General features: G+C 71.8%; 17 protein-coding genes. 10 read left to right on the top strand and 7 right to left on the bottom strand.

Going from position 1 to position 22,413, the window contains the following annotated elements:
* The first annotated feature begins 278 nt into the window (after positions 1-278).
* Genes ACWGO8_RS05720 through ACWGO8_RS05745 form a run of 6 tightly spaced genes read left to right on the top strand, consistent with a single transcriptional unit; the run spans position 279 to position 6,317 of the window.
* A complete protein-coding gene (locus tag ACWGO8_RS05720) occupies positions 279-1,670 on the top strand; it encodes a sugar transferase (protein WP_452042141.1) in 1,392 nt (463 codons plus the stop codon).
* Positions 1,670-2,899, top strand: a complete 1,230-nt coding sequence (locus tag ACWGO8_RS05725) for a DUF1972 domain-containing protein (protein WP_452042142.1) — start codon at positions 1,670-1,672, stop codon at positions 2,897-2,899. Before ACWGO8_RS05720 ends, ACWGO8_RS05725 begins: the two co-directional genes overlap by 1 nt.
* Positions 2,896-3,351 carry an adenylyltransferase/cytidyltransferase family protein gene (locus ACWGO8_RS05730; protein WP_452042143.1) on the top strand — a complete coding sequence of 152 codons (456 nt, stop codon included), beginning with the start codon at positions 2,896-2,898 and terminating at the stop codon, positions 3,349-3,351. Before ACWGO8_RS05725 ends, ACWGO8_RS05730 begins: the two co-directional genes overlap by 4 nt.
* On the top strand, positions 3,348-4,091 hold the full coding sequence (locus ACWGO8_RS05735; protein ID WP_452042144.1) for a CDP-alcohol phosphatidyltransferase family protein: 744 nt from the start codon (positions 3,348-3,350) through the stop codon (positions 4,089-4,091). Before ACWGO8_RS05730 ends, ACWGO8_RS05735 begins: the two co-directional genes overlap by 4 nt.
* Positions 4,088-5,359, top strand: coding sequence for a glycosyltransferase family 4 protein (locus ACWGO8_RS05740; protein WP_452042145.1), 1,272 nt, complete (start codon positions 4,088-4,090; stop codon positions 5,357-5,359). Before ACWGO8_RS05735 ends, ACWGO8_RS05740 begins: the two co-directional genes overlap by 4 nt.
* On the top strand, positions 5,352-6,317 hold the full coding sequence (locus ACWGO8_RS05745) for a DUF6492 family protein (protein WP_452042146.1): 966 nt from the start codon (positions 5,352-5,354) through the stop codon (positions 6,315-6,317). Before ACWGO8_RS05740 ends, ACWGO8_RS05745 begins: the two co-directional genes overlap by 8 nt.
* Before the next feature lie 71 nt (positions 6,318-6,388).
* Here the strand turns inward: ACWGO8_RS05745 and ACWGO8_RS05750 are convergent, their stop codons facing one another.
* Positions 6,389-7,879, bottom strand: a complete 1,491-nt coding sequence (locus tag ACWGO8_RS05750) for a lipopolysaccharide biosynthesis protein (RefSeq protein ID WP_452042147.1) — start codon at positions 7,877-7,879, stop codon at positions 6,389-6,391.
* A gap of 176 nt (positions 7,880-8,055) precedes the next feature.
* Here ACWGO8_RS05750 and ACWGO8_RS05755 point away from each other — a divergent pair, with 176 nt between their 5' ends.
* From ACWGO8_RS05755 to ACWGO8_RS05765, 3 genes are all read left to right on the top strand, one after another.
* Positions 8,056-9,384 (top strand): Coenzyme F420 hydrogenase/dehydrogenase, beta subunit C-terminal domain, encoded by a 1,329-nt coding sequence (locus ACWGO8_RS05755; RefSeq protein ID WP_452042148.1) that lies wholly within the window; start codon positions 8,056-8,058, stop codon positions 9,382-9,384.
* Positions 9,381-10,346 (top strand): glycosyltransferase family 2 protein, encoded by a 966-nt coding sequence (locus tag ACWGO8_RS05760; RefSeq protein ID WP_452042149.1) that lies wholly within the window; start codon positions 9,381-9,383, stop codon positions 10,344-10,346. Before ACWGO8_RS05755 ends, ACWGO8_RS05760 begins: the two co-directional genes overlap by 4 nt.
* 175 nt (positions 10,347-10,521) lie before the next feature.
* Positions 10,522-12,078, top strand: coding sequence for a hypothetical protein (locus ACWGO8_RS05765; protein ID WP_452042150.1), 1,557 nt, complete (start codon positions 10,522-10,524; stop codon positions 12,076-12,078).
* A gap of 33 nt (positions 12,079-12,111) precedes the next feature.
* Here ACWGO8_RS05765 and ACWGO8_RS05770 read toward each other — a convergent pair whose 3' ends face one another.
* From ACWGO8_RS05770 to ACWGO8_RS05780, 3 genes are read right to left on the bottom strand one after another with little or no spacing between them, the layout of a single operon-like run.
* Complete coding sequence (locus ACWGO8_RS05770) at positions 12,112-12,969, bottom strand: hypothetical protein (protein ID WP_452042151.1); 858 nt, start codon at positions 12,967-12,969, stop codon at positions 12,112-12,114.
* Positions 12,956-14,416 (bottom strand): polysaccharide biosynthesis tyrosine autokinase, encoded by a 1,461-nt coding sequence (locus tag ACWGO8_RS05775; protein ID WP_452042152.1) that lies wholly within the window; start codon positions 14,414-14,416, stop codon positions 12,956-12,958. The genes ACWGO8_RS05770 and ACWGO8_RS05775 overlap by 14 nt, the downstream gene beginning before the upstream one ends.
* 5 nt (positions 14,417-14,421) lie before the next feature.
* Positions 14,422-15,753, bottom strand: a complete 1,332-nt coding sequence (locus tag ACWGO8_RS05780) for a hypothetical protein (protein ID WP_452042153.1) — start codon at positions 15,751-15,753, stop codon at positions 14,422-14,424.
* An 89-nt stretch (positions 15,754-15,842) separates the two neighbouring features.
* Here ACWGO8_RS05780 and ACWGO8_RS05785 point away from each other — a divergent pair, with 89 nt between their 5' ends.
* Positions 15,843-16,934 carry a polysaccharide pyruvyl transferase family protein gene (locus tag ACWGO8_RS05785; RefSeq protein ID WP_452042154.1) on the top strand — a complete coding sequence of 364 codons (1,092 nt, stop codon included), beginning with the start codon at positions 15,843-15,845 and terminating at the stop codon, positions 16,932-16,934.
* Positions 16,935-16,956: 22 nt separating this feature from the next.
* Here ACWGO8_RS05785 and ACWGO8_RS05790 read toward each other — a convergent pair whose 3' ends face one another.
* From ACWGO8_RS05790 to ACWGO8_RS05800, 3 genes are all read right to left on the bottom strand, one after another.
* Complete coding sequence (locus tag ACWGO8_RS05790; RefSeq protein ID WP_452042155.1) at positions 16,957-20,439, bottom strand: PKD domain-containing protein; 3,483 nt, start codon at positions 20,437-20,439, stop codon at positions 16,957-16,959.
* Between the two features lie 64 nt (positions 20,440-20,503).
* Positions 20,504-21,067 (bottom strand): DUF4352 domain-containing protein, encoded by a 564-nt coding sequence (locus ACWGO8_RS05795; protein ID WP_376955704.1) that lies wholly within the window; start codon positions 21,065-21,067, stop codon positions 20,504-20,506.
* 256 nt (positions 21,068-21,323) lie between these two features.
* Positions 21,324-22,352: an alpha/beta hydrolase gene (locus tag ACWGO8_RS05800; protein WP_452043522.1), complete on the bottom strand. Its 1,029-nt coding sequence runs from the start codon at positions 22,350-22,352 to the stop codon at positions 21,324-21,326.
* Between the last annotated feature and the right edge of the window lie 61 nt (positions 22,353-22,413).

Below are 22,413 nucleotides of genomic sequence, written 5' to 3' on the forward strand. Positions count from 1 at the left end.
AAGCGCTGCACCCGCGACCCGAGAGCGGTGGAGTAACGTGAGCGAGCTTTCGAACATCCCCTATCCGAGACCCTCGACCAGAGGGACACCCGGTCCGAGCATCATGCTCGACCGTGCGCATCCGTAGACGCGCGAGCCCGGAAGTGTCCGAGATGCCGAGCCGGCATCTGCCCGCGGCGAGCCCGCGCGGGCTTCGATTGGTGCCGTCAGCGGCCGCCCAGAGCGCGGCCGCCAGTGATCCGAGCGCGTGCGGCGCGCGCTGGGCCCGCAAGGTCCGCGTGCGACTGCAACTGTCGGACACGCTGATCGTCGCGCTTGTCGTGCTCGCGTCGCTCGCGGTCGGCATGCCGTGGAACTCCCCCGAGCTGGCCCGTGCCACCCCGTTCGACGCCGCCGTCGTGCCGGCGCTCGTCGGGGCGGGGTGGCTCGTCGCGCTCGCCGCGTACCATACCCGCGACGCGCGGGTGCTGGGGCTCGGGGTCGGCGAGTACAAGCTCGTGGTGCACGCGAGCGCCCTGGCGTTCGGGATGCTCGCCATCCTCTTCCTCGTGCTCCGGGTGGACTTCGCCGCCGAGTACTTCCTCCTCGCGCTCCCGGTCGGACTCGGCGCGCTCGTGCTCGACCGCTGGCTCTGGCGCAAGTGGCTGCTGCGCCAGCGCGCCTTCGGCCACTACCTCGCCCGCGCCATCGTCGTGGGCCGCCGCGAGGACGTCGAGTACGTCATCGCGCAGATCGCGGCGAACTCGGGCGCGGCATATCGCGTGGTCGGTGCCGCGGTCGACACTGCGCCGGGCGCTCAACTCACCGTCGGGGAGCAGCGGATCCCGGTCGTCGCGAAGCGCGACGGCGTCGCCGCGGCGGCGGCCTCCGTGAGCGCCGACGCCGTCATCGTGGCGGGGCAGCCCGATGAGGGCGGCGAGTTCGTGCGCCAGCTCGGGTGGGACCTCGAGGGCACCCCGGCCGAGCTCGTGCTCTCGTCGCGGCTCACCGACGTCGCCGGGCCGCGCATCCACTTCCGGCCGGTCGACGGACTCCCCCTCATCCACGTCGAGACGCCGACGTTCGAGGGCGGCAAGCACATCCTCAAGCGGTCGGTCGACATCGCGCTCTCCGTGCTCGCGCTCGTGGTGCTCCTGCCGTTCATGCTCGTCATCGGCCTCATGATCCGGTTCGACAGCCCGGGTCCGGCGCTCTTCCGCCAGCGCCGCTGCGGACGCAACGGCGACACGTTCGAGATGCTGAAGTTCCGCTCGATGGTCGAGACCGCCGAGGACGACCTCGCGGGCCTCCTCGACCGGAACGAGGGGCACGGCGCGCTGTTCAAGCTGCGGAACGACCCCCGCGTGACCCGCTTCGGACGCTGGCTGCGCAAGTACTCGCTCGACGAGCTGCCCCAGCTGTGGAACGTGCTCGTCGGCGACATGAGCATCGTCGGCCCGCGCCCGCCCCTCGTCACCGAGGTCGCGGAGTACGAGGGCAGCGTGCACCGCCGGCTCTTCATCAAGCCCGGCATGACCGGACTCTGGCAGATCAGCGGCCGCTCCGACCTCAGCTGGGAGGAGAGCGTGCGGCTCGACCTCTACTACGTCGAGAACTGGTCGCTCACCGGCGACCTCATGATCATGTGGCGGACCGCGAAGGCGGTCGTGAACCCGAAGGGGGCGTACTGATGGTCGAGTACGAACCGGCGATGGCGCCGATGCACCTCGCCATGATCGGCACGCGCGGCGTGCCCGCCGCGTACGGCGGGTTCGAGACGGCGGTCGAGGAGATCGGCTCCCGCCTCGCCGGCCGCGGTCATGACGTCACCGTGTACTGCCGACATGCCGAGGACGCTCCCGAGCACGACTACGCCGGCATGCACCTGGTGCACCTGCCCTCGCTGCACCTGAAGGCCGCCGAGACGCTGTCGCACACCGCCCTCTCGGTCGCGCACGTCACGCTGCACCGCCACCGGCCGGATGCCGCGTTCGTGTTCAATGCCGCGAACGCGCCGTTCGTGCCCGTGCTGCACGCCTGCGGCGTGCCGGTCGCGGTGCACGTCGACGGGCTCGAGTGGCAGCGCGACAAGTGGCACGGCGCCGGACGCGCGTACTACCGGTGGGCCGAGCAGTCAGCGGTGCGGAACGCCGACGCGCTCATCGCCGACGCGAAGGGCATCTCCGACTACTACGCGTCGGAGTTCGGCGCGCCGACGCGGCAGATCGCCTACGGGGCTCCCGTGCAGCTGCGCCCGGTCTCCGACCGCCTCGACGAACTCGGGCTGGTCTGGAAGGGCTACCACCTCGTGGTCGCGCGCTTCGAGCCCGAGAACCACGTCGACCTCATCGTCGCCGGGTACGAGCGCTCCGCGGCGCGGCATCCGCTCGTCGTCGTCGGCGCCGCGCCGTACGCGGCCGAGTACACCGAGCGGGTGCGGACCGAGGCGCACGACGACCCGCGCGTCCGCCTGCTCGGCGCGGTGTACGACCAGGACCTGCTCGACCAGCTCTACGCGGGCGCGCTGAGCTACGAGCACGGGCACTCGGTCGGCGGCACCAATCCGTCGCTGCTGCGCGCCATGGGCGCCGGCACGGCCGTGCTCGCCTGGGACGTGCCGTTCAACCGCGAGGTCGCGGGCGAGCGCGGCCGCTACTTCGGCGACGCCGGAGCGCTCGCGGAGCTCTTCGAGGCCGCCGAGCGCGAGCCCGACCGCGCCGTGCTCGACGGCGACGCGCTGCGCGACGTCGTGCGCCGCAGGTACCGCTGGGACGACGTCGCGGCCGCCTACGAGGCGCTCGCGATGGAGCTGGTGGCCGGCTCGAGCACCCGTGCACGCAAGCGTCGGCGCGCGGGCGAGCATGCGCCCGGCGCAACGGATGCCGCGTCGCACACGGGCATCGAGGGAAGCCTGCGATGACGGCGTTGATGGGCTACGCCGGCGGGGCGTTCGACCTCTTCCACATCGGACACCTCAACCTCCTGCGGCACGCCAGGGCGAACTGCGACTTCCTGATCGCCGGCGTCCTGACGGACGAGATGCTCGAGCTCACGAAGGGCAAGCCGCCGATCGTGCCGTTCGCCGAGCGCTTCGAGATCGTGCGCCACATCTCCTACGTCGACGACGTGCACGCCGAGTCGGTGCCCGACAAGCTCGACACCTGGCGCGAGGTCGGGTTCGACCGGTACTTCAAGGGCGACGACTGGCGCACCACCGAGCGCGGCCGACGGCTCGAGGCGGCGTTCGCGGAGGTCGGGGTGGAGGTCGTGTACTTCCCGTACACGGTGCACACCTCCAGCACGGTGCTGCGCCTCGCGTTGGAGTCGCTGAGTCACGGAGCCGTCGCACCCGAGCGGGCGGAGGCGCAATGAGCCGAAACGCGTCCGTGCCGGCGAAGGAGGACTTCGCCGGCGTCGTCGCGCGGCTCGCCGCCGCGCAGAAGCGCCGGGCCCCCGGGTCGCCGGCGTACTCCATCTACGTCAACCGACCGGTGGGACGGCGCTTCGCGGCCGCCGCCTACCTCGCTGGACTCACCCCGAACGCGGTCACGGCGATCAGCGCTGCGTTCACGTTCGCCGCGATCGCCGTGATCGCCCTGGCGCCGCCGACGCCGCTCGTCGGCATCGGCATCGGGCTCCTCCTCATGACCGGCTACGCGCTCGACGCGGCCGACGGCCAGCTCGCACGCCTCCGCGGGGGCGGCTCCCCCGCCGGCGAGTGGCTCGACCACGTCGTCGACGCGGCCAAGCTCTCGACCCTGCACCTGGCCGTGCTGGTCGGGTGGTTCCGGTTCGTCGACCTCCCGAGCCCGGCGCTCCTGCTGGTGCCGCTCGGATTCGCGATCGTCGCGGCCGTGCTGTTCTTCGCGATGATCCTCAACGACTTCCTGCGCCGTCGCGACGGCGGCACCCGCGCCAGGACGGAGGGCGGCGGCATCCGCTCGCTGCTCGCGCTGCCGACCGACTACGGCGTGCTCTGCATCGCCTTCCTCGCGTTCGGCGTGCCGATCGTGTTCGTGCCGCTCTACGGGCTGCTGTTCGCGGCGAACGCCGCATTCGCAGCGCTCGCACTGCCCAAGTGGTTCCGGGAGATGAGTCGGATCGCCCCGTGACCGGTCCGTCGCGCCAACGTTCCGTCCACGAGCCGTCGCCCGAACCGTCGGAGCCGACCCGGGCGATCGGCGGCGGCCTCTCGGGCGTGCGGGTACTCGTGGCGCATCCCGGCGCCGAGCTCTACGGCTCGGACCGCGTGGTGCTCGAGAGCGTCGTCGCGATGACGGTGGCGGGAGCGACGGTCGATGTCACCCTTCCCGAGCGCGGCCCCCTGGTCGCGCGGCTCGAGCGCACCGGCGCAACCGTGCTGCTCGAGCCCGACCTGGTGCTCCGCAAGCGGGTGCTGCGCCCGCGCAACTGGCCATCCACGACTGCCGACGCGTTCCGCACCATCGGTGCCTCGCAACGCCTCCTCCGCCGGCGACCCGACCTCGTGTACGTGAACACCATCACCCTCCCGCTCTGGCCGCTGCTCGCGCGCACGCGCGGGATCCCCGTGCTCACCCACATCCACGAGGCGGAGGCCGGCGCGTCGCCCTCCATGCTGCGGGTGCTCTACGCGCCCCACCTGCCGGCGACGGCGATCATCGCGAACAGCGAGTTCAGCCGCTCGATCGTGGCGCGGGCATCGGTCTCGCTCGCGCGACGCACGCGCGTGATCTACAACGGCGTCGCCGGTCCCGTGACGGCGGCGCCCGCCCGCGCATCGCTCGAGGGCCGGCCCGTGCGCCTCACCTACATCGGGCGGCTGTCGCCGCGGAAGGGGACCGATCTCGTCATCACCGCGGCCGCCGAGCTCGTCGACGACGGCGTCGACGTGGAAGTGGACATCCTCGGCGAGGTGTTCGAGGGATACGAGTGGTACGCCGAGGCGCTGCGGAACACCGTCGCCGAGCGCGGACTGGGCTCGCGCGTGCGGTTCCTCGGCTTCCGCGACGACGTGTGGATCGCGCTCCAGCTCGCGGACATCGTGGTGATCCCCTCGCCCGTCGGCGAGCCGTTCGGCAACACCGCGGTCGAAGCGGCGCTCGCCGCGCGCCCGCTCGTCGTGAGCGAGTCGAGCGGCCTGCTCGAGGCCACCGACGGGCTGCCCGGCGTGCACCGCGTGCCGCCGGGCGACGCCTCGGCGATCGCGGACGCGGTGCGCGACATCATCGCGCACTGGCCCGATCACCGCGCCAGGGCGGAGGCGTCGGCCCGGGTCGCTGCGATGCGGTTCGACCCCGAGCGGTACCGCGGCGCGATCGTCGACCTCGTCGCGGCGCTCGTCCACCGTTCGGCGCCGCGACCCGACCGGACCGGCTCGGATGGCGCGGCGCATGCCTGAACGGAGCGGCTCGCTGTCCGTTGTCACCGTGGTCTTCGAGGCCGAGGTGCCGCTCCTCGAGCTGCAGGCCTGCTCGATCGCGCGGCACGTGCCCGACGGCGTGTTCGACGAGATCCTCGTCATCGACAACTCGCGGCGCGGCCTCCCGGAGCACGCCCGACGCCGCATCCGCGACGAGCTCGGCGACCATGCCGATCGCCTCGCCTTCGCCTCGCGCGCCGACCTCGGACCGACCGCCGCCGACGCGTCAGGCTGGCGCACCCAGCAGAGCCTGAAGCTCATGGCCGCACGGCGCCTCGCCGCCGACCACTACGTCGTGCTCGACGCGAAGAACCACTTCATCCGGTCCACGACGCGCACGGACTTCCTCGACCCGGTGACCGGGCTCCCCCACGGCGGCCTCCACTCCTTCGTCGAGCATCCCCTTCGGCCGCAGCTCGAGCTCGTGGCCTACGGCCTGGGACTCGACCCCGCGGCCACCGTCGAGCGCTTCACCGCGACCGTGCCACCCATCGTCCTCGACCGTCGCGTGGTCGACGACCTCGTCACCGACGTCGGCCGGGGGGACGCCGACCGGTTCCCCGGCGAGTTCGAGCGGTCGGGCTACACCGAGTTCTTCCTCTACTCGGCGTGGCAGGTCGCGCGCGGGTCCACCCTCGACGAGCTGGTGTCGGGGCAGTCGCTCGTGAGTCCGACGGTGTGGGCGGGCGCGTGCAGCGCGAGCGACGTGCGCGAGGTGCTCGAACGCGCCGACGCCGGTCCCACCACCACGCTCGCGATCCACCGGCGTGCGCTCGCGAAGCTCGATCACGAGGCCGTCGACGAGCTCACGGCGTTCTGGGCGGCGCACGGCCTCTTCCCGTCGAGCGCCGACGCCGAGCGGTTCATCCGTCGCTTCCGGGTCGTGTACCTGCGGGCGATGGGCGCGCGGCGCCTCCGCGAACGGCTCGCGCGGTGAGCGGATGCCGCGGGCATCTGGTGAGCGGATGCCGCGGGCCGGCCACGGCCGACCGGTCGTCGCGATCCGGCTCACGCCTCCCGCTGCCGGCGCTCGCGCCGCAGCAGCCGGAGCATGGTGCGCAGCTCCGAGAGGTCGCGCCGCACGACGGGGAGGAGCGCCGCCACCGCGTACGCCGCGACCGTGGCGGCGGCCGCGGTCGGCACCTGCACCCACGGGCCCCACTCGGCCGTGAGGATCGAGGCGGTGAACGCCCACAGAGCGCCCCACCCGGCGAGCAGCGCCATCCGCACGATCCCCCACGCGAGCGTGCGCACGGGGATGTCGTGCACGACCCGCGAGATCCAGAACAGCGAGATCGGCCACGAGAGCATCGGGGCGATCGCGTAGCCGATCGCGACGCCGATCATGCCCCACAGCGAGCCGATGAGGAGGCAGGCGACCTTGATCGACACGCTCACGAGGTTGTAGCGGAACAGCGGGCCGGTGATGCCCTTCGACACGTACACCCAGTAGCTCGCCGAGTTGAGGGTCTGGAATACCGCCGCGGTGGCGAGCAGGCTCAGCACGGGCGCGGCCTCGGCCCAGCGCGAGCCGAGCAGCAGCGCCGTGAGCGGCACGGCGGCGCCGATCGCGAAGCCCAGCACGACGACGATCGTGTAGCCCAGCCCAACCTGCCCGACGCGCACGAAGTCCCAGTACCGCGCACCCTCCCCCTGCAGTCGCGAGAGCACCGGCACCGCGACGCTCGTGATCGGCGCACGCAGCTGGTTCGCCGTGTTCATGACGAGCTGGTACGCCCGGTTGTAGATGCCGAGCTGGGAGGCGCCGAAGCGCGTGCCGATGATGACCGAGTCGACGTTGTTGCCGACGTAGGTGACCATCTGCATCGACACCATGTTCCAGCCGAAGCGGATGAACCCGCCGACCGGCGCGTCGCGCTTGGGCAGGCCCGGCAGCCACCGCGCGAACGCGACGACGAGCACGAGCGTGGCGAAGCTGGTGCCCACGAACTGCCAGATCAGCGCCCACGGTCCGACGCCGGTCAGCGCGACGACGATGCCGAGCCCCAGGCCGGCGATCGCCGCGATCACGTCGGTCTCGGCGAGGGCGCCGAAGCGCAGCATCCGGTTGAGGCTCGCACGGAACTGCGTGGCCAGGCCGTTGAGCAGGAACGCGACCGAGGCGAGCTGCGCGAGCGGTGCGAGCTCCGCACGGTCGTAGAGGGCGGCGATCCCCCACGACGAGAGGAAGACCAGCACGGCCAGGGCGGCGCCGGTGGCCGTGTTGATCCAGAACAGGTTGTCGCGCTGCTCCTTCGTGAGCACGGGCGCCTGCACGGCCGCCTGCGAGAGCCCGAAGTCGCGGAACACCTCGGCGATGCCGGCGATCGACATGACCATCGCGAAGAGGCCGAAGTCGGCGGGCGAGAGCAGCCGGGCCATGATGACGACCGACGCCAGCTGGATGGCGATGCGCAGGCCCTGCCCGGCGCTCGTGACGGCGGCTCCGCGGACCGCTCGCCGGCCGAGCCCCTCGCTTCCCGCGGACGGCACGCTCATGGTCCCGTGCGAGGTGCGAGCGACCACGGACCGGACGTCGAGGAGTGGTCGCCGCGCATGCCCCCTCCGCCGGTGAAACAGGTGACAGCCGCAGTCTATTGCGGCTGTCGCGTCGCCGATCGGCCCCGAAGCGGGGGCATGCACCGCCGCCGGGGGGCGTCCTACGATGAGGGTGGATGCCGGGCGACACGGGGCACGGCGCGATCCGCGGTCGAACGCCCGGCCCGGAGGTGGTGCCGGTGACACCCGAGCGCGAGCGCCGGGAGCTCGACGCCGCGATCCGCCGCGTGGTGCAGCGGAACGCGTGCATCGGCTGCGGGCTCTGCACCCAGCTCGACACCTCGCTGCGGCTCGAGCTGGACGCCGACGGATTCCTCCGGCCGCATCGCTCGGACGCGCCGGGCGTCGTCGCGCCCGACGCCCGTCGGCAGTTCGAGCGGTCGTGCCCCGGATGCCGCGTGGACGCCGCCCGTCCGCCCGGGAGCCGCCGCCACGCCACCATGGGATCCTCCTTCGGGGTGTGGGAGGCGTGGGCCTCGGACGAGGTCGTTCGCCGGCGCGGCAGCAGCGGCGGAGCCCTCACCGCGCTGCACGGCTGGCTGCTGGAGCAGGGTCGCGCGAGCGCGATCGCCGGGGCATCCGTCGGCCGTGAGCCGCGACGCACGGTGCCCGTGACGATCCTCTCGAAGGAGGATGCCCTCGCGGCAGCGGGCTCCCGCTATGCGCCTGTCGGGGTGCTCGCCGACCCGGCACTCGCGTCGTGCGACGCGATCACCGGCAAGCCGTGCGAGATCTCGGCGATCCGCTTGCTCGGCTCGACCCCGCGGTCCGACGGCGCTGCGCACTCCGGCGACGCCGGAGGCCCGCTCCTGCTCTCGTTCTTCTGCGCCGGGACGCCGTCGCAGCGGGCGACCGACGAGCTCCTCGCCCGCCTGGGCTTCGGCGCCGACGAGGCCGTCGACGACCTCTGGTACCGCGGCCACGGCTGGCCCGGCCGGTTCACGGTGCGCGCCGACGGGCGCGACGGGTCGCTCAGCTACGAGGAGTCGTGGGGCGAGGTCCTCGGCCGGGCCACCAACTGGCGGTGCAAGGTGTGCGCCGACGGCGTGGGCGAGTCGGCCGACGTCGTCGCCGCGGACTTCTGGCGCATCGACGACCGCGGCTACCCGGTGTTCACCGAGGGTCCCGGATCCAGCGCGCTCATCGCCCGTACGCGCCGCGGCCTCGAGGCCGTGCTGGCGGCGCAGGCGGCCGGCGCCATCGTGCTGCGCCCGATCACGATGTCGGCGCTGGCGAACGTGCAGCCGCTGCAGCGGAACCGTCGGACCACGCTCTTCGGACGGCTCATGGGCAGCCGGCTGGCAGGCGTACCGGGCCCGCGGTACCGCGGCTTCCGGCTCTGGGCGCTGGCGCTGCGGCATCCGCGGCAGAACCTCCGGGCGGCGCGCGGCACACGAGCCCGGCTGCGACGCGCCACCGCACCCACGACGGGGTCCGCACCGTGAACTCCGCTCCCGACGACGATGGGGCCGACCGGGTCGCGCTCGTCGTCGTGAACTACGCCTCGTCGTCGCTGCTCGCGGAGCACCTCGCGGGCGCCGATGCCGCCGCCGCGGTCGACGACGTCGTCGTGGTCGACAACCCGAGCACGGACGACGAGCGCCGCAGCATCCGCGACCTCTGCTCGGTGAACGGCTGGGAGCTCGTGGCGCTTCCGTGGAACGCGGGCTTCGGCGCCGGCATGAACGCGGGCATCGGACGTGCCCGCGACCTCGGCTGCGCGCGGGTCCTCGCCCTCAATCCCGACGCGACCATCGACGCCGACTCGCTCGCCGCGCTCCTCGCCGCGAGCCGAGCGGATGCCGCGGCGCTCGTCGGCCCGCGCATCCTCCGGAGCGACGGCACCACGTGGTTCGCGGGCGCCGTGCTCGACCCCGAGACCGGCACGACGCGACGGGCGCGACCCGAGGAGCTCGGGGGCGCGCGAACGTGGCAGACCGGCGCGTGCTTCGTCGCGACGATCGCGGAGTGGGACGCCGTCGGCGGGTTCGACGACGACTACTTCATGTACTGGGAGGACATCGACCTCTCGTGGCGCTGGCACGAGGCCGGCGGACAGGTCGCGCTCGTCGAGGCCGCGACCGCGGTGCACGACGCGGGCGGCACGCAGGCGGGCGGGGGCAAGTCGCCGCTCTACGTGTACTTCAACTGCCGGAACCGGCTACTGTTCGCGCGCAAGCGGCTCGGGTCCAGGAACGGCCGGCGATGGTGGCGTGGGAGCCTCGCGTACGCCTGGGGCGTCGCGACGCGTGGCAGCCGGCGCATGCTGGCACGGCATCCGCTGCTGCTCTGGTCCGCACTGCGCGGAACGCTCGCGGGGGCCTTCGGACCCCTCGCGCCGAAGCGCGGCCGGCCTCGGATCGCGACCGGCGACCGGGCGCCGGCGGTCGCCGATACCGCACCCTGAACCGTTTCACAAGTGCGGAGTGCCAGACCTCCCGAAAAGCTGAGCCAAGTTCGTTATCTTCAGATTCCCCGTGTACTATCCCTCGGGACCTCCCCCCGCTCGGGGGCCAGCAGTCGGCGACGAGCGACGGCCATCCCCAGCCGTCGCTCGCCGACACGATCGCAGAAACCACGGAATGAAGATCACGAAGAAGAAGCTCCTACTCGCAACCGTCATCACCGCCTCACTCGCGATCGCCCCGATCGCCGCCCTGACCGCCGTCGCCCCCGCGACGGCGTCGACCATCTCCTCCGTCTCCACGTCGCTCAAGCCCGGTTCGTCGTACCTCACGCGCGCCGGCGGCTCGTGGACCGACGGCACCGCGACCCTCACGACGAAGTTCGCCGCGCTGCCTTCGAACGGCGGCCTGTACACCGGCGTCCGCGTGCGCGAGGCCGAAGGCACGTACTACCTCGCCCACACCCACACCTACGCGGACGGCAGCGTTCAGGCGACGATCCGCAAGGTCGTCACGGCCAACGGCAAGTCGACCGAGACCGTCCTGACCTCGCGCAAGACCGTCTCGACGAAGGCCACGAAGGGCGCGGCGTTCTCGATCAAGCTCCAGGCCACCGGCACCACGAGCGTGAACCTGCGCGCGACGGTCTCGGTCGGCATCGGCACCCCGCTCGTGCTCACGGCCACCGACTCGACCTCGTCGGCCGTCAAGCGCGCCGGCACCGCGGCCGGATGGGGCTACCTCTCGACGTCGTCCAAGGAGCTCGCCATCGCACCCGCGAAGGTCGAGTCGGTCGCCGCCGCGACGACGAACCCGACGCCGACTCCCACGCCGACGCCGACCCCCACGCCCACCCCGACGCCGACTCCCACGCCCACCCCGACCCCGACGCCCGCGCCGACCCCGGAGCCGACTCCGGCGCCCGCGCCGTCCAACCCGGCACCGGCACCCGGCGAGTTCCCGAGCGCCGAGACGACGGGTGTCCCCGCGGGCACCAAGCTCACGGTGCACGAGGGCGACCTCAACGTGACCACGCCCGGCGCGGTCATCGACGGCCTCGAGATCCGCGGCCTGCTCATCATCAGCGCGCCCGACGTCGTGATCAAGAACTCGCGCATCGTCGGCCGGGCGGTCACCGGCAGCACCGGCCTCGTCTCGAACATCCGCTCGGGCCTGCCGTTCACGATCCAGGACTCGGAGATCGACGCGGCCGTGAAGTCGCCGTACCTCAACGGCATCTTCGGCAGCGCGTTCACGGCGCTGCGCGTCGACATCTCGAACGTCATCGACCCGATCCACGTGACCGGCGGCGACGTCGAGATCCGCGACTCGTGGCTGCACGACAACGACCACTACGAGCAGGACCCGCTGTGGAACGGCACGCCGAGCCACAGCGACTCGCTGCAGATCGAGGCGGGCAACGACATCACGGTCGTCGGAAACCGAATGGAGGGCGCGCACAACGCCGCCATCCAGATCACGCAGAACACGAGCAAGGCCGCGCTCGGCAACGTGCGCATCTCCGGGAACTACTTCAACAACGGTGGCTGCACCGTGAACATCGCCCGGACGCCCGCTCCGATCGGCGGCTTCTCGGTGACGGACAACACGTTCGGCCCCGACCGGGTGTTCGGCGGCTGCGGCATCCTCGCACCCGACATGAACACGCCCCAGCAGTCGGGCAACGTCTGGGAGGCGACCGGCAAGGCCGTCGTGCAGACGCTCCTGAAGTAGGGGTTCTCCCCTCCGACACTGCGGCCCGGGCGCTCAAGCCCGGGCCGCAGTGTCGTCTCCCGGCGCCGGCCCGGAGCTGAGCCCCTGCGCCTCGAACCGCGTCTCGGGCGCCGAGGTCGACGTCTCGAGCGCGATCGCGTCGTCGGAGAGGTGCCGGGCGAGCTCGGGGAAGCTCGAGTAGTGCGGCCCGAGGATGTGGCACGAACCGGCGAGCAGGTAGAGGTCGGCCACCGCGGCCTGCAAGGCCGACCGACTGTTGTAGGGGCCCTTGCCCGTCTGCCCCGCGCAGTCGGGGAACCGCTCGGCGACGCGCTCGAACGCGGCATCCGTGTCGGCGGCCACGTAGAGCCCGAGGTCGGGCCGCGCGGCGCGGATCTCGGCGATGCGATCGAGGTACCACTCGACGGGCGACTCGCGCAGCGTCGCATCGTGCGCGATCGTGTGCGCGCGGATCATGACGCCGAGGTAGGGCCGGCTGTCGGATGCCGCGGCGAGCGCCGCGATCCGCTCCCGGACCTCCGGCACCGGCGCGAGCTCGCGCAGTGCCGCGGTCCAGTCGGCCGCCCCCGCCGGCAGCGCCAGCGCGTGGGGCGTGCGGATCTGCCAGACCCCTTCGCGCAGCGCCTCGTCGTCGAGCCAGACCAGGCTCCCGTCGCGGTACGGGGAGACGGCCGCGAGCGCACGGGAGCGTGCCTCCGACCACCGCGGGGCGTCGAACTCCCACAGCTCGTCGAGCCGCGCGCCGAACTCGTGCCCCGTCGGCCAGACGTACGCGAACGACCGCCCCTCGTACTCGGCGAGCGACCGCGCGCCGAGCACCACCCGCATGCGGTTCCCGAGCCCGTGGTAGCGGCCCGTGACGGCGACCAGCACGGGATCACTTCGGCTCAACGGGCTCCGCCTCGTGGGCCGGCGGGCTCGTCGCCCGGCTCCGGTGCCGCACGATCGTGGGCGCCTTCGGCTCCTCGTCGTCGCTGACGTAGTAGTAGTCGTGGCGCGGCCGCGGCTTGACCCGGTTCAGCACGACGCCCGAGATGTGCGCGTCGGTGCGCTCGAGCACGGCGATCGTCGCGGCGAGCTGAGCGCGCCGCACCTTCGTGGTGTCGGCGACGATGAGCACGGCGTCCACCTGCTGCGAGATCATCGTGGCGTCGGCGACCACCTGCACCGGGGCCGTGTCGATGACGACGAGCTCGTACTCGTCGACGAGCTCCCCGATGAGCTCCTTCATGCGATCCGACGCGAGCAGCTCGGCGGGGTTCGGCGGCACGGCGCCCGACGGCAGGATCTCGAGCGACGACCGCGGCCACTGCTGCACGGCGCTCCGCAGCGGGATCGCGTCGATGAGCACCGTCGTGAGCCCGACCGACCCGACGATCCCGAAGGAGTCGGCGACGCGGGGCTTGCGGAGATCGGCGTCGATGAGCAGCACGCGCCGCCCGGTCTCGGCGAGCACGTAGGCGAGGTTCGCCGAGAGCCAGGTCTTGCCCTCTCCGGGCACCGACGAGGTGATCGCGAGGCTGCGCGTCTCGTGGCTCGCCGACGCGAACCGCAGGCCCGAGCGCACCTGCCGGAACGCCTCGGCGGCGCTCCCGTTCGGCTGCCGGATGGAGATCGGCCTCGGGTCGGACGACGCCGGCGTCTGCTCGATCGAGCCGAGGACGGGCAGGTCGGTGATGTCCTTCAGCGTCGCCTCCGAGCGCACGCGCGTGTCGAGCGCGCTCATGAGCACGATGGCGACCGACGAGAGGAGGAACCCGACGATCGCGCCGAGCACCGCGTCCTGCTGCTTGTTCGGCGAGCTCTGGAACGCGGCGGGCGTCGCGGGGTCGATGGCCGTCGCCGTCACGGTCGTCGCGCCGTCGGATGCCTCGGGTGCGACCTCGTCGACGGCGTCGATGAGCGAGTCCGAAACCGCGTTCGCGATGCGCGCGGCGCGTTCGGGATCGGTGGAGCCGACCCGCACGTCGAGGATCACCGTGTTCTGCGGGATCGTCACGGTCATCATGCGGCGCAGCTGCGCCGTCGTGAGGTCGCCGTCGAGTTCCCGGGCGACCGGCTGGAGGACTTCGGCCGAGGTCGCGAGCCGCGCGAACGAGAGCATCTGCGCCTGCGTGTACGCCGACCCCTGGTTGATGTCCGAGCCGCTCGAGGCCGTCGTCAGCGAGAAGTACAGCGACGCGGTCGAGTGGAAGATGGGCGTCACGGTGCTGGATGCCGCGAAGGCCGCGGCCCCGCCGACGAGCGTCGCGGCGAGCACGAGGTACCACCGCTTGCGCAGCACGCCGATCGCGCGCGCCACGGTCATGGTGCTCGTGGTGCTCGTCGTGCTGCTCACGGCCTTCACACTCGCTCTCTTCGGACTCCGCTGGGGGCGGAGCTCACGTTGCCCGGCTGAGAGATGCTGTCGGCTGCCTCGAGTGTATCCGAGGCATCCTCATTATCCGAGGGTTCCTCGGCTTCGTAGGCGGCCACCGCCAGGCCGGCGACGAACCACACGAGGAAGCCGTACTGCGTGATGAGCGCGACGGTGGCGAACGCCGGAACCTGTGCGGCGACGGCCACCGACGCGGGCGTGGCCCGGCCGCGGAGCAGGCTGACGACGCACACGAGGATCGCGGCGACGAGCACGAGCAGCGGAAGCAGGCCGAAGCGCAGGCCCGTCAGCACCAGCTCGCTGTCGATCGACTGGAACGAGCCGTAATAGGTCTCGCCCGACGGGAGCACCGTCCAGCCGTCGGTGATGCCCAGCGGCCGCATGTCGCCGATGAGGCTCGCGAGGTCCGAGCGGTACTCCGCACTGCCGCCGGCCTCCTCCCCCGCCGCCGTGAAGACGTCGCCGATGAGGGGTCCGATGATGGCCGCCGCGGCGACGAGGAGCGCGACGACGCTGAGCCGCAGGGTGCGACCGACCCAGCGCCCGAGCAGCAGCACCGCGAGCACGAGGGTGATCGTGAGGGTGATGAGCCCGATGCGGCTGAAGCTCATGCCGACGGCGGTGATGATCGCCGCGAGTCCGGCGATCCGCGCCCAGACCGGCCACCTGGCCACGAGCACGAAGACCGAGCTCATCGCCAGTGCGCTCGAGAACGCGATCGAGTGTCCGAACGCGCCCTCAGCGCGGATGAACCCGCCCCTGGGCTGCAGCTCGTGCCAGGTGCGCCATGCGCCGTTCGGCATGGAGATGCCGACGAACGGGTTGAAGCCCGTGGCGAACTCGACGATGCCGAGCACGGCGGCGACGATGGCGGCGGCCGCGAGGCATCCGTACAGCCACGAGGCGTCGACCCGTGCGAGCACGACGCGACCCCAGGCGTAGGGCACGAGCCAGCCGAAGAGCACGATCAGCACGTGTCCCCAGGTGGACCCGCCGACGACGTACGCCGCGATCACGAGCACCACGAACCCGACCACGAGCACGTCCATGTAGGAGAACCTGAGCGTGGCGGTCGTCCACGCGGCGAGCGCGATGATGGTGCCCGCGGTGACGGCCGACCAGTACACCCCGGCCTGCACGCCGACCCAGATCGGCACGAGGAAGCACACGGCGGCCCACGCGGCGACGACGAGCCGCGGCGCCGAGCGCGCGACGTACCACGCCGTTGCGAGTGCGCCGAGGGCCGCGAATCCCAGGAGCACCGTGCGCAGGTCGATTCCGTCGGCGAGGTTCACCACGCCACCGCCCCTCGACGCGGCCCGGCCGCGGACGTCGACGCGGGGCCTAGGATCGGAGGCAGCGCCGGCGCCGTGCCGACGGGAGATCGATGCGTGTACTCGTGTTGTGGGCCGACGAGCGGTCCCCGAACCTCGGGGTCCGGGCCCTGGCACGCGGCAGCCGCGACCTCATCCGCACCGTCTGGCCCGGGGCGAAGTTCGAGTTCGCCGACTTCACGTCGCGCCCGCCCCAGGTTCCGTGGGGCCAGGTCCGCTCGCTCGTGCGCGAGCGCGTCACCGGGCGCCTGGGCATGAAGTGTTGGCTCGAGGGGTTCGACCTGGTCTGGGACACCCGCTCGGGCGACAGCTTCTCGGACCTCTACGGCGCCCATCGCCACTCGGTGATGTCGGCGGTGCACGAGTTCGCGGTGCAGGCGCGGCGTCCCGTCGTCATGGCGCCGCAGACGATCGGCCCGTTCTCGACGACGCGGGGCCGGGCGCTCGCCCGGCGCTCGCTGCGACGATCGGCGCTCGTGTTCGCCCGCGACCCGGTCAGCGCCGCTGCGGCCGCGACCCTCGGGCGGCCCGTGGATGCGACGACGAGCGACCTGGCCTTCGCCATCGCGCCGCCCGAGCGCATCGGGCCGCCGCGCGACGTGATCCTCAACGTCTCGGGGCTCCTCTGGCAGGAGAACCCGCACGTCGACGCGGGGGCGTACCGCGAGGCGGTGCAGGCGATCGTGCGGATGCTGCTGTCCCGATCGCGCTCGGTCGCGGTGCTGCCGCACGTGCTCGACTCGCATGATCGCGACAACGACGCTCCCGCCGTCGACGCCCTCGCCGCGGAGTTCGGCAGCGACCTCGAGCTCCTCGTGCCGGCCGACCTCGACGACGCCCGGTCGATCATCGCCGGTTCGAGCGTCCTCATCGGCGCGCGCATGCACGCCTGCCTCAACGCCCTGTCGACGGGCGTGCCCGCGATCGCGATGTCGTACTCGCGCAAGTTCGCGCCGCTCCTCGACGCGATCGGCTGGCCGTTCTCGGTGCCGGCGGAGGACACCGGCACCGAGACGGCGGCGCGGGTGATCGAGCTGCTGGCCGACCCTTCACTCCCCGAGTCGGCTCGTCGCTCCCAGGCGCTGGGGCGGGCATCCATGTCCCCGGTCCGCCCCGCGCTGGCTTGGCTCTCCTTCCCGCGCTGATCGGCCACCTGGTGGTCTCACCTCAGTTCGGTGCCACCACGCTGAGGTGGTCGAACGCGATCCCGATGGGCCCGTTCGTCGCGGTGCCCGAGACGTACGACGTGATCGCCAGCTGGCCCGTGCCCTGCAGGCCCGCCTCGCTGTCGGTCGCGCTCACGTACCAGTCGACCGGCTCCGGCTGGCCTTGGGGCCAGACCTTCACCTGCACCGTCGTCGAGGGCCCCGTGCTCACGGTGCGCACCCGCACCTCGAGCGTGGCGCCCGCGGTGTGCGTGTAGCCCGTCAGCACCCGGTTGGCGACCAGGGTCTCGGTCGTGCCGACCAGCTTCGCGACGCCGACGTTCACGACGCCCGTCGACGAGATCCGCAGCTTCGCCCGGTACTCGCCACCTGCGGTCTTACGGGGTGCGACGTTCACGTGCGCGCCGCCGCCGTTGGCGACCTTGTCGGTCGAGACGCTCACCCGTACGTCCGTGCCCGACGGCAGGCTGCCCGAGAGGATCGTGGCCCTCGTCTGGCTGTTCATGAGGCTCATCAGCCCCATGCCGCCGCTCACCGAGGAGCCGGCCACGTTGCTCCAGGTGCCGCCGACGTCGGCCGTTCCCCAGCCGCTGGCCGAGGTGCGCTCGAACTCGTCGCCGGCGAGCACCGTCGCGACCGAGACGGTGACGGGCTGCGTCACGGTGCCGGATGCCCCGAGGCTGTCGACCACGGTCAGCGTCACGTTGTACGTGCCTGCGGCGCCGTAGACGTGGTTCGGCTGCGACGCGGTGGACGTGCCGGTGTCACCGAAGTCCCAGGCCCACGACGTGATGGTCGCGCCATCCGCCGCCGTCGACTGCATGCCGTCGAAGTCGACGGACAGCCCGTTGATCAGCGTGCCGAACGCGGCCGTCGGATCGGCGTGCGGAGGCGCCACCGTGACCTGCTTCGACGTGGAGTTCGTCAGGCCGAGGCTGTCGGTCACCGTGAGGGTCACGGTGTACGTGCCGCCGTTCGCGTACGGATGCGACGCCGTGACACCGGTGTCGGCCGGGGTGTTGTCGCCCCAGTTCCAGCTGTAGCCGGTGATGGTGCGTCCGGGCGGCGCCGACGAGGTGGAGCCGTTCACCGAGACGTTCAGGTCATCGGTGAGGAACGTGAACGCCGCCGTCGGCGCGGCGACGCCCGTGCCCTTCAGGTAGTGCTCCGAGACCTCCGCCGAGGTGAGCACGCGGTTGTACACCGCGACCTCGTCGATCTGGCCGGTGAAGTAGTCCCGCGACGGCCGGTTCGGCCAGCTCGCGAGGTTGTCGCCGCCGACCCGCCAGAACCCGATGTAGTCCTGCGAGGTGTTCTCGGGAGCGGTGCCCACGAGCTGGCCGTCGACGAAGAGCTTCATGCCGTCCCAGCCCTGCGACGCCACGACGTGGTGCCAGGCGTTGTCGCGGTACGCGTTGGCGCTGGTGATCGTCTTGGTGATGCCCGGGTACGTGCCGTACACCAGTCGTCCGTCGTTCCGCATGTAGACGTGCCGGTCGTACGAGCTCGAGTTGCCGGAGGACGAGTTGCCGAATCCGATCAGCTTGCCGCCCGTCGTGGTGTTGGTGCGGAACCAGAGCTCGGTCGAGTACTGCTGCCCCATCTTCATGTTGTTCGTGGAGTTGAGGAAGCTGGACGAGGTGCCGTTGAAGTTGTACGACGGACCCGGCTCCGAGGACAGCGCGCCCGCGGAGTTCGAGGTCACGCCCGACCGCACGACGGCGTCGTTGTTCCCGACGAGGTCGTTCCCGCCCTGCGCCGCGGTGCCACCGAGGCGCCAGTACAGCAGGGCGCCGTCGTCCATCACGGTCTCGGCGTAGTCCGACCCGGCCGTGCCGGACACGGCCGTCGAGGCGGTGTCGCTGGTCGCGGTGTTCCCGTCGCCGTCGACGGCCACGACCTGGTAGCTCGGGTTCGTCCCGGCGGGTTGGGTGTCCGTCAGCACGACCTGCGGCTGGCTCCAGTAGGTCGACTGCACGGTGGTGGTCGCCACCGGCTGTCCACCGCCGTTGCGGATCAGCTGGTACGTGATGTTCAGGTCGTCACGATCCCAGTTCGCCGGGATCGACACGCGCACCTTGCCGCTCGTCGTCGACGACACGGCCGGCACCCAGTCCGTGCCCGAGAGCATCGGCCCGGAGTTCTTGCCGGTCGACGGGTTGCGCGAGAACCGCGAGATGCCCTGCGACCGCTGGCCGTTCACGTAGGCCTGCTCGCCGCCGATGAGGAGGTAGTCGCCGGCTCCGGTGGCCGTCCAACCGGCCTGCCCGCCGTCGGTTCCGCCGGTGATCCAGTCGGGGTACCAGTTCACGAACGCCGGGGCGGGGTACCCGCTCCAGTCGGCGTAGATGCTGCTCACGTTGAAGGTGCGCAGGAGCGTGCCCTTCGGAGCCGCCGTCATGACGGAGGCGTTGCGCATGTTGCCCGGGGCGGGCTGCCCCTGGATCATGCCGTTCGCCGTCTCGCAGGCATGCTCGTGCCCGGTCGAGTAGACGTTGGTTCCGTCGGAGTACACGCCGTAGTGGTCGCCGTGGCAATCGGCGATCCAGCGGATCGCGCCGTCGCCGGGCGCTGCCGAGAACAGGCCCTCGAGGTTGCCGACGGTCTTGTTCGAGTAGACCCAGCCGGTGCCGTAGATCGCGTTCGCGTCTGCCTCGAGCTCCCAGATCCCGGCCTTGCCGGCGCCCGAGACGCCGACGGCGACGCCGTTCTGCACGACCGAGGGGGCGATCCAGGGCAGGATCGCGCCCGAGCTGAGGTCGAGTGCGGCGAGTCCGCGCTGCGCGACGTTGTTGACCGTCCCGAACCGCCCCGCGACGATCAGCTTGTCGTCGTTCGGGGTGAGCACCATCGTGTCGACCTGCAGGTCGGTCGTGGGAGCCCATCCGAGCAGGGCTCCGGCGGTGTTGAACGCCACGAGGTTCTTTCGGGTGACGCCGGCGCCGGCGCCGATGAGCCCGCCTGCGTACACGGCGGTGCTCGTGACCTCGATGGAGTTGACGTACGAGCCGCCGACGGCCGGCTTGAACGTGGTGCTCAGGTTGCCGGTCGCGACGTCGAACGCGGCGATGTTGAACCGAGTCTGCCCGTTCACGTTGTTGAAGCTGCCGCCCACGTAGATGCGACTGCCGTCGGGCGAGGCCTTGATGGTCTTCACCTCGCCGTTGATCTGCGGCGCGAACGAGGTGATCACGCCGGTGGTGAGGTTGTACGCGAGGATGTTGCTGCGCGGGATGAGGTTGGTCCCCTGCGCGGCGCCGGCCGGGCGCGCGTTCGTGAAGCTTCCGCCCGCGTACACCGTGTTGCCGACGACCTCCTGCGTCCAGACGACGCCCGAGTCGATCTGCACCGTGGGCAGCGGGTCGGCCGTGACCGTGTTGGCGTTGCGCTGCTCGATGGGTGCGGGTCCGCCCGGAATGGCGGTGGCGGAACTCGCGAAGCCGAGCAGCACCCCTCCCGTCACGACGACCGCCGTCGTGAACATGGCCAGTACGCTCCGGTGCCAGGACGCCCCTTGCATGGTGCCTCTCCTCGTATCCCTCGGCGCGTTACGACACCGAACCGTGGAAGACCACGATCGGCGCACCCGCCGCGTAGTCGACCGTCAATGTGATCGTGTCCCGGGTGCCCTGCGGCATCCGGAACACGTAGACGCCTTCGGCGGTGCCGCCGTCGTCGAGCGTCCCGCTCGTCGGTGCCGCGGGGGAAGACGTCGTGGGGGTCGCGACGTTTCCTGCGGCATCGACGAGCGAGATCATCGCCCCGCCGAGGTCGAGCGGCTTGCCCGACGCGTTCTCGAACCGGATGGTCGCAGCGACCGCGGGCCCGGCGATCTCGCCGGGCGTCTCGGCCTCGACCGTGATGCCCGAGATCTCGGTGACCGAGACCCGGACTCCGGTGTCGAGCGTGACGGTGTCGTCCAGCTCTGCCTCTTCTACCGGTGCCGGGGGCGCCTCCTCGATGACATCGTCGATCGTGGTGTCGTCAGGCGCGGGAACGGCTGTGGTGCGGGGCGGCTCGGTCGCGAGCGGGACGGACGGTGAACCCGACACCGTGCATCCTGCGAGCGTCGCGACGAGGAGGAAGGAGGACGCCACCGCAGCGATCGCCATGCTCAGCGACGATCGCACATCGGTTGATCCGCGATGGATCGGGTTCCTCTTCACGAGTTCCTCGCGCACTACTCGATCGACCCGATGATTTGCACTCGCGACCGCAACCGCTGACCGGGTCGTCGATGATCGACGTCGGGTCGCCCGGTCCGGTCCTTTTGAGCGAAGCTACGCCTGCGTACTCGCCCCGAGTAGTCCCCAGTTCGGGTGAGGATTCCTCAGATATGCCTCGTCTCGCCCGTGACTCCGGGGCTCGTCAGTTGCGCGGCGCATACCCCTCGAGCCAGCGGGTGATCGCGGCGTAGGCGGCCGCGCGAGCCGGCTCGCGCGACAGGAACACGTCGTGCATGGCCCCGTCGATCCGCGCGACGGTCACCTCGGGGCCGAGCCTCAGCGTGCGATCGGCGATGTCGTCGACCACGAGCACGATGTCGGTCGTGAGCATCGCTTCATCCCACTTCGCCTGGATCGTCGACCGGGCCGACAGCAGCGTCAGCACGGGCGCTCCGACGTCGATGCCCGCCGCGACGGTCGCATGCCCCGCGAGGATCGCGGTGAGCCAGGCCGGATGCGTCGTGAACCCGCGGTCGGGCCGCCAGGCGTGGTCGTACTCCCACTCGCCGTCGAGCTCCTTCGCCACCGTCCGCGTGTAGAACCCGAGGTCGACGTTCGGCATCGGACCCATCGGGTTCAGGCGTGCACCCCACGCGATCATCGGCGTGATCGCCTCGCGCCCGGCACGGCTCAGCTGGAACTCGAGCCACGGGCTGTTCAGCACCAGGGCCGCCGCCCGCCCGGGACGCCGGGACGCCCACAGGCTCAGGGTGAGCCCGCCGGTCGAGTGGCCCAGCAGAATCAGACGGCGAGCGGATGCCGCGGCATCCGTGCCGTGGCCCATCGCCGTGAGCGCCGCCTCGAGGTCGTCGTCGTACGCGGCCAGGTCGGTGATGAAGCCCGGCGTCTGCCCGGGCCGGAGGCTGCGCCCGTACTTGCGCAGGTCGAGCGCGAAGAACCGCGCACCCGCCGACGACCAGAACGCGGCGAGCTCGCGGTTGAAGAAGTAGTCGCTCCAGCCGTGCACGTAGAGCACGTCGCAGCCGGATGCCGCGCCCCGCCGCTCCCACGGCCACGCGAACCGCCGGGCCGGCCGATGCCGCACGAGCGTCGCGACGACCTCGCCCTCGTCGTCGCTGCCGAGCGGCAGCGTGAGCTGCTCGAACCCGTCGCCCAGGATGTCGGGGCGCCAGAGCTCGGGGTCCGCGCGCTCTTGGGACGCGCTCGGCACGGCTGCGCTCGGCGCTGGCGCGTTCAGACCGGCGTGCTCCTGCTCGGCCACGGCACCTCCC

Source organism: Agromyces sp. NPDC055661 (assembly GCF_053618135.1).

What these genes read in the sequence shown, in the direction of transcription:
- ACWGO8_RS05790 (WP_452042155.1), bottom strand. Translation starts at nt 20,439, where the DNA reads ATGTTCACGACGGCGGTCGTCGTGACGGGAGGGGTGCTGCTCGGCTTC.
- ACWGO8_RS05750 (WP_452042147.1), bottom strand. Translation starts at nt 7,879, where the DNA reads ATGAGCGTGCCGTCCGCGGGAAGCGAGGGGCTCGGCCGGCGAGCGGTC.
- ACWGO8_RS05755 (WP_452042148.1), top strand. Translation starts at nt 8,056, where the DNA reads ATGCCGGGCGACACGGGGCACGGCGCGATCCGCGGTCGAACGCCCGGC.
- ACWGO8_RS05785 (WP_452042154.1), top strand. Translation starts at nt 15,843, where the DNA reads ATGCGTGTACTCGTGTTGTGGGCCGACGAGCGGTCCCCGAACCTCGGG.
- ACWGO8_RS05735 (WP_452042144.1), top strand. Translation starts at nt 3,348, where the DNA reads ATGAGCCGAAACGCGTCCGTGCCGGCGAAGGAGGACTTCGCCGGCGTC.
- ACWGO8_RS05725 (WP_452042142.1), top strand. Translation starts at nt 1,670, where the DNA reads ATGGTCGAGTACGAACCGGCGATGGCGCCGATGCACCTCGCCATGATC.
- ACWGO8_RS05745 (WP_452042146.1), top strand. Translation starts at nt 5,352, where the DNA reads ATGCCTGAACGGAGCGGCTCGCTGTCCGTTGTCACCGTGGTCTTCGAG.
- ACWGO8_RS05730 (WP_452042143.1), top strand. Translation starts at nt 2,896, where the DNA reads ATGACGGCGTTGATGGGCTACGCCGGCGGGGCGTTCGACCTCTTCCAC.
- ACWGO8_RS05795 (WP_376955704.1), bottom strand. Translation starts at nt 21,067, where the DNA reads ATGGCGATCGCTGCGGTGGCGTCCTCCTTCCTCCTCGTCGCGACGCTC.
- ACWGO8_RS05765 (WP_452042150.1), top strand. Translation starts at nt 10,522, where the DNA reads ATGAAGATCACGAAGAAGAAGCTCCTACTCGCAACCGTCATCACCGCC.